Origin of the sequence: Natronococcus jeotgali DSM 18795 (assembly GCF_000337695.1) — an archaeon.
GTDB classification, from domain to species: domain Archaea; phylum Halobacteriota; class Halobacteria; order Halobacteriales; family Natrialbaceae; genus Natronococcus; species Natronococcus jeotgali.
Genome location: NZ_AOIA01000117.1, coordinates 1 through 10,796, shown reverse-complemented (window position 1 = coordinate 10,796; position 10,796 = coordinate 1). Strand labels below are relative to the sequence as shown.

The following is a 10,796-nucleotide window of genomic DNA, read 5'->3' as shown; positions in this document are numbered from 1 at the left end:
GGACGGCTACCGACGGTTCGGCGTCCACTTCTCGCAGGCGTCCATTCCGGTCATCGCCTCCTCGTGACGGGTGCAGTACGGGATCAGCTCGTCCGACCCGCGTTCGCGGGCGTACGCGAACTGCTCGCAGTTTCCGCAGTAGCGGTCGGTCGGCGGCGTCGAGTCGTCGTCCCCGGCCTCGAGCAGTTCGGCGTCACTGCCGACGGCCTCGGGTTCCGGAATCGAGTCGGCCGTCGCCGCGACGGGACCGCCGTCTCGACGCGCGTTCGGCTCGATCTCCCCGTCGGGTCGGGCGCCGAGGACGCCGATCCCGCCGAGTCCGCCGGCGGCCCCCTCGTCGCCTCGCTCGACGATCGTTCGGTTCCGGCGCGTGACGTGCATCTCGAGGGTGCCGCCGGGGTCGTTGCGGGTCTTGAAGTTGACGACGCCGACGAACAGACACCAGACCGCCGCGAACAGCCCGAGGAGGTAGACCGCGGCGACCTCGAGGGTCAGGTCCGCGCCGACCCCGCGCCAGTGGTAGGGGTAGGCGACCCAGAAGAGCCCGACCCCGAGCAGACAGAGGCCGGCGCCGACCGCGCCGGCCGCGCGGAGCCGACGGCTCGCGGGCAACACGAGGAAGAGACCGACGAGGGCGGCCGGGACGCCGATTCCGGCAGCGACCCCGGCGAACCGCACGGTCGCGTAGTGGGCCGCCATCTCCCAGCCCGTGGCCTCGGCGACGATCCCGTCGAACAGTTCGGTCGTCGCCAGCCCGACCCCCAGCACCGCGAGGACGGCGCCGAGCGCGACGAGGCCCGTTCCGGCGTACAGCCGGCGACGACCCGGTCCCGTTCGCGCGCCGCCCCGGTACACCTCCGTCAGACTCGTCATGAAGATATCTGTGACTTACAAGTACAAAACAATAACGTCAGACACAGGTAACAGGATAGAGAGGACCCCACCCGCGGAAGCGAAAGGTTGAATCGCCGCGCTCGAAAACGCTTCCCCATGAGCGACGACGAGGAGGAGGAAGGGCCCGCGGTCGAGCTCGGCGAGCGAACCCCCGTCGAAGGGGCGCCGCTGGCCCGCATCAGTTCGCGGCTCTTCTGGCCGAAGGAGAAAAGCGAGATCGACCGCCTCGAGGGCGACAGCGTCATCCGAACCCCCGAGGGTCCCCGGGAGCTCGCGTCGGTGCTCGAGGAGGTCGACGAGACCTACTTCCAGCGCCACCAGGAGTTCGAACGCCACGTTCGCGACGTCGTCGGCACCGGACCGGTCCCGACCGCCGACGAGTAACCACCCGTGACGGCCGAGGACGAGCGAGGCGAGGTCGGCCGGCTGCCCAGCCCGCTCGCCGGGCTCACCTGGTTCCAGAAGTCGCTACTGACCGGCGCCGTCCTCACCGTGCTGTGGACGCAGCTGGTTCCCCCCGACCTCGGGCGCCGCGTCGTCGTCGATTCGATCCTGCTGATCGGCGGCCCGCTCGCGCTCGGGCTCACCCACGGTAACCGCATCGGATGGAACGTCGATCGAACCGCGGTCCGCAACGCCGCGTTGCTCTCGCTGTTCGTGCTGCCCTTTTATCTCGTGGGCTCGACGCTGCCGTCGATCCGAGCCTTTTACCCGATGTGGGAGACCTCGGCGGCGCCCGGCGAGTTTCTCCCCCACGCGATCAAGCTGTTCGCGCTGGCGCTGGCCGCCGAGACCTACTACCGGGGGCTGCTCTGCGTCGGCGTCCGGGAGATCGGGTTCAAGGCCGTCCTGATCAGCCCCGTCGTCTACATGCTCCACCACGCCTCGAAGCCGCCCCTCGAGCTCCTGCTGTCGGGCCCGACCGACGTCCTCTTCGGCGCGGTCGACTACACCTCCGACTCGATCCTCCCCTCGGTGATCGCCCACGGCGCCGGCCTGGTCCTGCTGGACTGGCTGGTCTTGCACGATCCGCTGTTCGATCCCGCGGGCGTTCTGGCTCGCCTCGAGTGGCTGCCGATCCCGATCTGAGACGGGGGACGCTGCAGCCGCGACGGTGGGGCTTTAGTGGCTCCCGGGCGAGGACCCGAGTATGAGTCTCCCAATCGACCCGGCCGAGATCGATCCGGAAGACGTCGGCGAGAAACAGGCCGTCCTCGAGATGGACCACGAGGCGGCGATCGAGCACGTCCGCGAGGTCTGCGAGGCGGTCGGCTTCGGCATCCCCGTCGAGTTCTCCCCCTCGGAGCTGCTCAACGAGAAGGTCGACGCCGACCGCGATCCCTACTACGTGCTGGGCGCCTGCAACCCCGAGGTCGCCAACCGGGCGCTCGACGAGACGCTGCGGATCGGCGGGCTCTTCCCGTGTAACGTGATCGTCTGGGAGGAGGAGCCGGGCCGCCAGCGGGTGTACCACCTCTCGATCATGAAGATTGCGCGCTTGCTCGACATCGCTCCCGACAACGAGGAGTGGGCCGACATCGTCGACACCACGGGCGAACTCGTCGAGGAGGCGTTCGAACAGTTCGACTCCGTCGACGTCGAGACGGCGGACTGAGCCGCCCCGCGATCGAACGGGCGACTGACGCGTGTCGGACATTACATTAGTATTTCTGAATATCAAGATTTACATACATTAGCCACGTTGGTGGAGTATGGACGTCAAAGCCACGTTCTTCGCCCTCCTCCTGCTGTCCCTCGCGGCGGTCACGACGCTCATCCTCGCGCCGCTGTTGCAGTATGTGTTAGGCGCCGCTTTGCTCGCGTTCGTGCTCTACCCCGCCCACGAACGCCTCGAGCGACGGATCGGCGGCCGGCCGTCGGCGCTGGTCCTCACCGTCGTCGCCGTCGTCACCGCGGTCATCCCGATCCTCTATCTGTCGATCGTCACCGTCCAGACGGTGTTTTCCTTTCTGAACCGGTTCGACGAGACCGCCGCCGTCGAGACGGCCAGCGAGTGGGCGATTCAGCTCGGGGTCGATCCCGAGCTGGTCGCGACGACGCGCGCGCGGTTGCTCGCCGAGGTCAACGGGGCGTTCGACGGCGCCGTCGACGTCGCACTGGGCGAGGTGGTCGGGCTGCTCGACGCGGGCGTTCGGATGGGGATCGGATTGCTGGTGCTCGTCTTTCTGCTGTACTACCTGCTCGCGGACGGCCGAACGTTCGTCCGCTGGCTGGCCGCGGTGGCGCCCCTCGAGGACGAGGTGCGAGACGAGCTGTTCGCCGAGGTCGACGTCGTCACCTGGGCGGTGATCAAGAGCCACGTCCTCGTCGCCGTCGTCGAGGGCCTGCTCGGCGGGATCGGCTTTTACCTGCTCGGCGTTCCCAACGCCCCCTTCTGGACGATCGTGATGGTCGTCGTCTCCTTTCTCCCGGCGATCGGCGTCTGGCTCGTCTGGGGACCCGCGGTCGCCTACCTCCTGATGACGACCGGTCCGCTCCCGGCGATCGCGTTGCTCCTGTACGGCCTATCGGTGCTCTCTGTCGTGGACAACTACCTGCGGGCGATCTTCGTCGACCGGCGGACGGGGCTCCACCCCGCGGTCGTCCTGATCGGCGTCGTCGGCGGGATCTACCTGCTCGGGATTATGGGACTGTTCCTCGGCCCGGTGTTGCTCGCGGTGTTCAAGGCCGGGCTGAACGTCTTCAACGAAACGGCGCTTACCGCCGACGATCTCCGGCTCGAGGGGGACGGGACGGAGCTGGCCAACGCCGACCCCGGCACCGCCGACGACTGACGGTCAGTCGGCGGCCCGGGCCGACTCCGAGCGGTTCGTCGTCGGGATCCCCCGTCCGGTCAGCGCCATCGCGAACAACACGAGCGGCGAGAGCAGTCCGAACAGGTAGTACGGCGCGTACGCGAGCGTGTCGACGCCCGTCGCGCCGGCCATGAAGACGCCGCCGGCGTGCCAGGGGATCAGGGCGCCGGTCGGCGTTCCGGCGGCCTCGACGGCCCGCGAGAGCTCGTCGCTGCCCATGTCGAACTCCTCGTAGAGGTTTCGCAGGGTCACTCCCGGGAGAACGATGCTCATGTACTGCTGGGCGGTGAGCCCGTTGATGAGTATCGCGGACAGCCCCGTCCCGGCGATCAGCCCGCCCGAACTCGTCACGCCCTGGGAGACGCGGTGGGCCAGCACCGCCAGCACGCCGGTTCGCTCGAGCAGGCCCCCCAGCGAGAGCGCGGCGACGACGACGGTGATCGTCCAGGCCGAACCCGTGAGCCCGCCTGTCACGAGGAGTTCGTCGACGAGATCCGAGCTCGTCTCGGGTGCGGTCCCGCTCAGGAAGATCTCCCAGGCCGGGACGAAACCCGCACCCTGGACGAGCACCGACGTGAGTACGCCCGCGATCGTTCCGGCGACCAGCGTCGGCAGCGCGGGAAAGCCGTACAGCGCGAGTCCGAACGTCACGACCAGCGGGAGAAAGACCAGCGGCGAGATCGCGTACGTCCCCTGGAGGGCGGTCTGGATCTCGGCGATTCGATCGCCGGGAACGGCGCCGCCGGCCTGCAGGCCAAGCGCCGCGAAGGCCACCACGGCGATCCCGAACGCGATCGCGGTCCCCGTTCGCATGCGGTAGATGTGGTCGTACAGGGGCGTGTTCGTCACCCCGGCCGCGAGGTTGGTCGTGTCCGACAGCGGCGACTGCTTGTCGCCCGCGTAGGCGCCCGAGATGACCGCGCCCACGGTCATCGCCTCGGGGACGCCCAGCCCGGATCCGATTCCGACGAACGCGACGCCGAGGGTGCCGACGGTGGTCCACGAGGAGCCGATCGCGAACGCGACGACGGCCGCGAGGACGGCGGCGACGGGCAGGAAGACCGCCGGCGTCAGCAACTCGAGGCCGTAGTACATCATCGCCGGGATCGTCCCCGCACCGACCCACGTCGCGATCAGCGCGTAGATGGTGAAGATTATCAGGATCGCCTGTAGCCCCATCAGCAGGCCGTCGGCGATCCCGTCGTAGAGGTCTTCCCAGGAGTACCCCAGGACGTAGCCGAAGGCACCGACGAGGACGATACTCCACAGAAGCGGCGCGTGGGGGTCGAGTCCCAACAGCGCCGAGCCGATTCCGAGGAAGGCGACGACCGCGAGCACCGGAACGAGCGCGAGCCGAGCGGAGGGACGCCGCTCCGGATCGAGCTCGTCGATCGTGGTCGGCGTGAAATCCCGTGACATTACCCTCGTTATGCACTTCGGGAATAAAAATAACTCGAAACATTACTCGAGAGTATGCAGCTCGCTATCGGATCACACGTCCTCACGCGCCGTTGCGGTCGGCCGTCGCTCCGGCAGAGACGGGACCGGAACCGAACGACGAGAGACCCCGCGGTCGAACGGGGAAGCGGCCTGCCGTAGAACGAGGGAGTCCCAGCCGAGACGCGGCCGCTCGACGCTCGTCGCCGTCGCGGCTCAGCCGTCGGGGCTCGAGAAGGCGCTCAGGTTCGACTGCAGCCCCGCGGCGAGCTCCGATTTCCGCCTGAGGCGGGCGGCCGAGATCGGCAGCTGCGGCGCGAGCCCGTCGAGGGCGGCGTGGAAGGTCTCGGCCTCGCCGTACTCGCCGGCGAGCGCCGCCCGCTCGAGGTCCGGATCGCTCGCCTCACCGGGGACGCCCTCGAAGGCGTTGCGGACGCTCTCGCGGACCTGCCAGACGCCGACGGGCGCCCAGTAGTCGTCGCTGACCTCCCGGAGCACCAGGCACTTCGCCTGACGGCCGATCGACTCGAGGTGCTCGAGGACGCCGAGCCGAGCCGCGTAGTAGGCGCCCGCGGTCTCCTCGACGTAGCTCGAGCGACCCTCGTACCCCTCGCTGGCGCTCTGGAGCCAGACGTCGTCGTCCGGATTGGGGTTCCAGATACTTCCGGGAGCTTTCATTTCGACGAGCTCGAACTCCCAGCTTCCGGGAGCGAGCACGATCCAGTAGCGGTTGCCCATGTACTCGTTGGCCCGGACCTGCACCTCGTCGATGCTCGGCGCGTTGCGGATGCGCCCGCGCAGGAACTGGCCGACGGTATCGTCGACGGCCGTGATCGACCACCGCGTCGGAACGAGCCGTCGCTGATCGGCCTCGCCGAGCGCCCCGGCCGAGAGGATCGAGTTGATCTCGTAGACGTCGAACCCGCGCCGGTAGAGGTACGTCATCGCCCCCTGGGCCCGCCAGTCGTCGTCCTCGAGGGTCTTCTTCACCGGCCGCGGAACGTGGGGGTTCTCCCGGAGCTCGGCGCCGCTGGCGCTGGCGCGGGGCCCCCGCGGCGTGGCGACGTCGGCCCCCGGCTTGAGGCCGAGATCCGGGTCGTCGTTCAGTCCGATCTCGAGGTCGACTGGTCGATCCGCGATGGCGACCTCCCGCTGGACGCCGACGAACCCGTCCCAGGCGTCGTGAACCGACGGCGCCAGGCGGCTCGCGACGCTCGGGGAGTCGACGTCGGCGCGCTTGTTCGAGTTCAACAGGCCGGTTCGACGCTGGAGGACGTCGTCGATGCCGTACCCCCGTCGGTACCACTCCCCGTCGGTGACGTAGGACTCGGCGTCGTCCTCGTCGCCGACGGGCGAGAGCACCCCGATCGGGACGTCGGGGTAGCTCGACCGCCCGACGAAGATCGACGGCGCCGTCGAACCCACCAGCGAGTCGCCCGACAGCGCCCGCTCGAAGTTGCGCTCGAACTCCTCGAGGTGATCCGTGATCGCGTAGGACTTCTCCTTCGCGAGCCGGCGGCGCTCGGCCTCCTCGTCGGGCTCGAGGCTCTCGATATAGTCGTCGAGGCGCATTCGACGAGGGTTGGTGACGCGAGACTTTCAATGTTGAGTTCGGCCGCCCGCGGGCGACCGCTCGCCCCGCCGCGGCCCGCTCGAGGGCCGAGGGCGACCTCGCAAGGGTTAAAAACGACGGGCAAAAAGGGAGGGGTATGAGTACGACGGACGAGCAGGACAGACGCTCCTGTGTCTCCTGTGGGATCAACATCGCGGGCACGAACGCCGCGGCGTTCAAGTGTCCCGACTGTGGCGCGCGCATCTTCCGCTGTGCCAAGTGCCGCAAGCAGAGCAACCTCTACGAGTGTCCCGACTGCGGATTCACCGGGCCCTGATACGACCATGGGAAAAGTCGCTGCCAAGATCAAGGTCATGCCGGACAGCCCCGAGATGGACCTGGACACCCTCCAGGAGCGCCTCGAGAGCTCTCTTCCTGAGGGCGCGAAGATCAACGGCGTCGAACGCGAGGAGGTCGCGTTCGGTCTCGTCGCGCTCATCCCGACCGTCATCGTCCCCGACGGTGCGGGCGGTACCGAAGCCGTCGAGGAGAACTTCACCGAGGTCGAGGGCGTCGAGAGCGTCGACGTCGAGAACGTCGGCCGCATCTGAACGCAACTCCGCCCCGCTCGCCGGACCGGTCCCCGTAGCTCGCACGGTCCGGGTTCGTCCCGGCGGTCCGCTTCTCCAAACGCTTACTGTCGCCCCCGAGAAACGTCTCCGGCGTGAGCGCACTGACGGACCCGACGAAGCGGCGGTGGCTGGCGTGGGCCGCGCTGGCGACCGTCTTCCTGCTGGTTAATCTCCACCGACTCTCGACGGGGGTTCTCTCCGAGGAGCTGACCGTCGCCTTCGAGACGACGGCGGCCCAACTGGGGACGCTGCACGCTTCCTTTTTCCTCATCTACGCGGCGGTCCAGGTACCGACGGGCGTGCTCGCCGACCGGATCGGTCCGCGCTACGTCGGCTCGGTCGGCGGGGTCGTCCTGAGCCTGGGCGCGGTCGGGTTCGCGCTGAGCGGGAGCTACCTCGCGGCGTTCGCCTCGCGGGCGCTCATCGGCCTCGGCAGCGGCGTCATCTTCGTCTCGATCCTGCGGTTCTGTGCCAACTGGTACCGGGCCGACGAGTTCGCGACGATGGCCGGCCTCACCGGAAGCATCGCCGGGCTCGGGGCGATCCTCGCGACGACGCCGCTGGCGGTCGCCGTCGGCCGGTTCGGCTGGCGCGCGACCGTCCTCTCGCTGGGGGGTGCCGGAATCGTCGCCGCGGGCGCCGTCTTCGCCCTCGCGCGTCAGTCCCCGGCCGCCGCGGGGCTCGAGCCGATCGAGGGCGTCCCCCAACAGCCCGAGACGACCCTCGCCGAACTCGGGGGCCACCTGCGAACGCTCGCGCGGGACCTCGACCAGTGGCTGCTGTCGATCGTCTTCTTCGCGGGCAACGGCGCGATGCTGACGCTCGTGGGGCTGTGGGGGATTCCCTACGTCGTCGTCGTCTACGAACTCGACGTGACGACGGCCTCCTCCTTTACCCTGCTCGCGTCGGTCGGCGTCCTGCTCGGGCCGACGACGCTCGGGTGGCTCTCGGACCGGATCGAGCGGCGGCTGCTTCCGATGGCGGTCGGAATCGGCCTGTTCGCGGTCGCGCTCGGAGCCGTTCCCGTCCTCGGTCGTCCCCCGCTGGCGGTCGTCGCCGTCTCCTACTTCGCCTGCGGTTTCCTCTTCGGCGCCGCGATGTTGTCGCTGTCGGTCGTCAAGGAACGCTACCCCGCAGGCGCGAGCGGGATCGCGACCGCGACCGTCAACACGGCGGGGTTCGTCGGCGGCTCGATCCTGCCGGCGGCGATGGGGGCCGCGCTCGACGCCTACCGAACCGGCGAGACCGTCGGCGGTACCGTCGCCTACACCGAGTTCGGATACCGGGTGGCCTTCGGTATCCTCGCGGCGACGGTGGCGGTCGGGTTCTGCTGTGCGTGCTGGCTGGTCGTCCGAAAACGCTCGCGGACCGGGGCACCTACTCGATCGTCCGCCTCGAGTCGGGATCGACCGCGGTGAGGTACTGCTCGAGCAGGGCCGGAAACTCCCGTCCGCGGATGTACCGCAGCCCGAAGTCCTCGGTCCAGTCGATGATCCCACGGTCCTCGGTGACGACGCCCGCCTCGAGCTCGCGGGCGAGGATCAGCAGGTCGAAGTCCTCCCGAGAGTCGAGCACCCCGGTCCGCATCGCGTCGCGGTACTTCTCCCGGAGCTGGGAGATCACCGCGTCGACCTCGGTCTTGTGGTCGTGGTCCTCGAGGGGCTCGTCGGCGCTGGCCTCCGCGCGCCGAACCGCCTTCTCGGAGACCCGAAGCCCCCGGTCGACACGACCGCTCATCTCGTCGACGAAGCTGTAGACGACGTTGGCGGGGATCGAAACCGCGTACCGGTCGGGGTGTTTGCGGATCACCCAGGTGTTCAGCTTCGAGTAGACCTCCTCGCTCACGTCGCGGGCCTCGAGCATCGTCGTCAGCTCGTCGTGGATCGTCGGCGGCACGTAACAGGAGATGCCGAGGTTGAGACGGGCGTTCGCGATCAGCTCGAGCAGCCGGAGCACCGCGTCCTCGAGCGACTCGTCGTCCCGGCGGATCTCGTCGGTGAGAAACAGCGAGGTGTCGAGGACGAACCGCTGTTTGAACGCCTCGATGGACATGGGCAGGGGTACGGCCTCGAGAGGCAAATAGCTGCGTTCGCGGCGGGGTCAGGGCTCGTCCGCGTTCGGCCCCCGCGCCCCGAGGTCGGCCTCCGAGATCATCTCCGCGCTGGTCGAGGAGAGGTCGACGGTGACGTCCTCGTGGACGGCCTTGCTGATCTCGTCGACGTTGCCCGCGAGGACGGTCATGATGTCCTGCGGTTCGACGTAGATGAGCATGTTCCCGTCCGGACCCTCGGTGACCAGCTGGAGGTCGTTGAGCACGATCTGGTCGTCCTGGATCGTCGCCGAGACGACCGGCAGCGCCTCCGGCTTCCCCGGATCGTTCTCGGAGACGCGGCGAACGACGACCTCGTCGAGGTCGATGACCTCCTTGTGCTCGCGGATCCGCTCCGCGCAGGCGACCATGTCGTTGATGACCTGCGTCCGCTGCTCGTTGCCGTGATCGCCCTCGAGACAGTGCTGGCAGACGCGGAGTTCGATGCGCATGGGCGCGGGTTGTCGCCGCGCACCGATGAGAATTCCGCTTCGATCCCCGACAGGAGAGCGCGCCCCGGCAGTTATCCCCCTCGCCGTGGTAGCCGTTCGCGATGGGTGACACCGAGTACCACAGGAAGCTCGGGATCGGGACGTCGGCGTTCGAGGCCCTCGAGGACCACCTCGAGCGCCGCGCGTACGGAGACCTCGAGTACCGCCACGTCCCCGACTACCGCCGCGGGGTCGAACGGGGAACCGTCCTGATCGCGGGCGAGGTCGTCCGCGGGTTCCCGAAGGTTCCTCGCACCCTCGTCCTCGAGACCGGGATCCCGACCCAGTTCGACGGTCCGGTCGCCGTCGAGGAGAAGCTCAACGGCTACAACGTCCGGGTCGTCCGCCTCGCGGGCGAGCAACTGGCGTTTACCCGCAGCGGGATGGTCTGCCCGTTCACCACGCGGGTCCTCGGGCGGCTGGTCGACCTCGAGGAGCTGTTCGAGGACCATCCCGAGGCGATGGTCTGCGGGGAGATAATCGGCCCGGAGAACCCCTACACCGCCCACGACTACCCCGAGGTCGACTCGATCGCCTTTCGGGCGTTCGACTGGCGGGACCGACGGACTGGCGAGCCCCTCGACGTGGCCGAGCGCCGCGAGCGTTACGAGCGCTACGGCGTCCCGCAGACGAGACTGTTCGGGGAGTACGCGCTCGAGGACGCCGCGAGCGAGGTCGGACGGATCGTCGCGGAGCTCGACGCCGAGGGTCGCGAGGGCGTCGTCTTACGCTCGGTCGACGCGACGACGCTGCTGAAGTACACGACGGCCGCCTCGACTCGCAGCGACCTGGCGTACGCGTTCTCGCTGCCGTTCGACTACGGGCAGGCCTTCATGTTCCGGCGACTGCTGCGGGAGGGGTTTCGAACCTGTCTCTTATACACAT

Annotated in this window: 13 protein-coding genes; 8 read left to right on the top strand and 5 right to left on the bottom strand. The window is 68.7% G+C overall.

What is annotated here, in order from left to right; genetic code table 11:
* Positions 1 to 6: 6 nt before the first annotated feature.
* Complete coding sequence (locus tag C492_RS12990; protein ID WP_049893050.1) at positions 7 to 873, bottom strand: DUF7139 domain-containing protein; 867 nt, start codon at positions 871 to 873, stop codon at positions 7 to 9.
* A gap of 117 nt (positions 874 to 990) precedes the next feature.
* Here C492_RS12990 and C492_RS12985 point away from each other — a divergent pair, with 117 nt between their 5' ends.
* The 4 genes from C492_RS12985 to C492_RS12970 all read left to right on the top strand — a co-directional run bounded on the left by C492_RS12985 (position 991) and on the right by C492_RS12970 (position 3,689).
* A complete protein-coding gene (locus C492_RS12985; protein WP_008424257.1) occupies positions 991 to 1,278 on the top strand; it encodes a DUF5789 family protein in 288 nt (95 codons plus the stop codon).
* 6 nt (positions 1,279 to 1,284) lie between these two features.
* Positions 1,285 to 1,983 (top strand): CPBP family glutamic-type intramembrane protease, encoded by a 699-nt coding sequence (locus C492_RS12980; RefSeq protein WP_008424255.1) that lies wholly within the window; start codon positions 1,285 to 1,287, stop codon positions 1,981 to 1,983.
* 61 nt (positions 1,984 to 2,044) lie between these two features.
* Positions 2,045 to 2,509 (top strand): DUF302 domain-containing protein, encoded by a 465-nt coding sequence (locus C492_RS12975; RefSeq protein WP_008424252.1) that lies wholly within the window; start codon positions 2,045 to 2,047, stop codon positions 2,507 to 2,509.
* A 97-nt stretch (positions 2,510 to 2,606) separates the two neighbouring features.
* Positions 2,607 to 3,689: an AI-2E family transporter gene (locus tag C492_RS12970; RefSeq protein ID WP_008424249.1), complete on the top strand. Its 1,083-nt coding sequence runs from the start codon at positions 2,607 to 2,609 to the stop codon at positions 3,687 to 3,689.
* A 3-nt stretch (positions 3,690 to 3,692) separates the two neighbouring features.
* On the opposite strand, the gene arcD is transcribed toward C492_RS12970, so the two are convergent.
* Positions 3,693 to 5,129: an arginine/ornithine antiporter ArcD gene (arcD, locus tag C492_RS12965; RefSeq protein WP_008424248.1), complete on the bottom strand. Its 1,437-nt coding sequence runs from the start codon at positions 5,127 to 5,129 to the stop codon at positions 3,693 to 3,695.
* Between the two features lie 234 nt (positions 5,130 to 5,363).
* The gene (nreA, locus tag C492_RS12960; RefSeq protein ID WP_008424245.1) at positions 5,364 to 6,719 is read right to left on the bottom strand and encodes a DNA repair protein NreA; all 1,356 of its coding nucleotides are present in this window, start codon (positions 6,717 to 6,719) and stop codon (positions 5,364 to 5,366) included.
* Between the two features lie 137 nt (positions 6,720 to 6,856).
* On the opposite strand from nreA, the gene C492_RS12955 reads away from it, so the two are divergent.
* The 3 genes from C492_RS12955 to C492_RS12945 all read left to right on the top strand — a co-directional run bounded on the left by C492_RS12955 (position 6,857) and on the right by C492_RS12945 (position 8,749).
* A complete protein-coding gene (locus C492_RS12955) occupies positions 6,857 to 7,036 on the top strand; it encodes an HVO_2753 family zinc finger protein (protein ID WP_008424243.1) in 180 nt (59 codons plus the stop codon).
* Between the two features lie 7 nt (positions 7,037 to 7,043).
* Positions 7,044 to 7,310 carry an elongation factor 1-beta gene (locus C492_RS12950; protein WP_008424241.1) on the top strand — a complete coding sequence of 89 codons (267 nt, stop codon included), beginning with the start codon at positions 7,044 to 7,046 and terminating at the stop codon, positions 7,308 to 7,310.
* A gap of 113 nt (positions 7,311 to 7,423) precedes the next feature.
* Entirely contained in the window at positions 7,424 to 8,749 is a 1,326-nt protein-coding gene (locus C492_RS12945; RefSeq protein WP_008424239.1) for an MFS transporter, read from the top strand.
* Here C492_RS12945 and C492_RS12940 read toward each other — a convergent pair.
* Together C492_RS12940 and C492_RS12935 are read right to left on the bottom strand one after the other, a co-directional pair.
* Entirely contained in the window at positions 8,709 to 9,383 is a 675-nt protein-coding gene (locus C492_RS12940; protein ID WP_008424237.1) for an RNA ligase partner protein, read from the bottom strand. The two genes, C492_RS12945 and C492_RS12940, sit on opposite strands and share 41 nt — an antisense overlap.
* A 48-nt stretch (positions 9,384 to 9,431) precedes the next feature.
* Positions 9,432 to 9,872, bottom strand: coding sequence for a hypothetical protein (locus tag C492_RS12935; RefSeq protein WP_008424236.1), 441 nt, complete (start codon positions 9,870 to 9,872; stop codon positions 9,432 to 9,434).
* 101 nt (positions 9,873 to 9,973) lie between these two features.
* Here C492_RS12935 and C492_RS12930 point away from each other — a divergent pair.
* On the top strand, positions 9,974 to 10,796 hold an 823-nt coding region (locus C492_RS12930), incomplete at its 3' end, for an RNA ligase (RefSeq protein ID WP_008424234.1).

Coding starts and splice junctions, on each gene's coding strand:
- C492_RS12990 (WP_049893050.1), bottom strand. CDS start 873: ATGACGAGTCTGACGGAGGTGTACCGGGGCGGCGCGCGAACGGGACCG.
- C492_RS12985 (WP_008424257.1), top strand. CDS start 991: ATGAGCGACGACGAGGAGGAGGAAGGGCCCGCGGTCGAGCTCGGCGAG.
- C492_RS12975 (WP_008424252.1), top strand. CDS start 2,045: ATGAGTCTCCCAATCGACCCGGCCGAGATCGATCCGGAAGACGTCGGC.
- C492_RS12970 (WP_008424249.1), top strand. CDS start 2,607: ATGGACGTCAAAGCCACGTTCTTCGCCCTCCTCCTGCTGTCCCTCGCG.
- arcD (WP_008424248.1), bottom strand. CDS start 5,129: ATGTCACGGGATTTCACGCCGACCACGATCGACGAGCTCGATCCGGAG.
- nreA (WP_008424245.1), bottom strand. CDS start 6,719: ATGCGCCTCGACGACTATATCGAGAGCCTCGAGCCCGACGAGGAGGCC.
- C492_RS12955 (WP_008424243.1), top strand. CDS start 6,857: ATGAGTACGACGGACGAGCAGGACAGACGCTCCTGTGTCTCCTGTGGG.
- C492_RS12950 (WP_008424241.1), top strand. CDS start 7,044: ATGGGAAAAGTCGCTGCCAAGATCAAGGTCATGCCGGACAGCCCCGAG.
- C492_RS12940 (WP_008424237.1), bottom strand. CDS start 9,383: ATGTCCATCGAGGCGTTCAAACAGCGGTTCGTCCTCGACACCTCGCTG.
- C492_RS12935 (WP_008424236.1), bottom strand. CDS start 9,872: ATGCGCATCGAACTCCGCGTCTGCCAGCACTGTCTCGAGGGCGATCAC.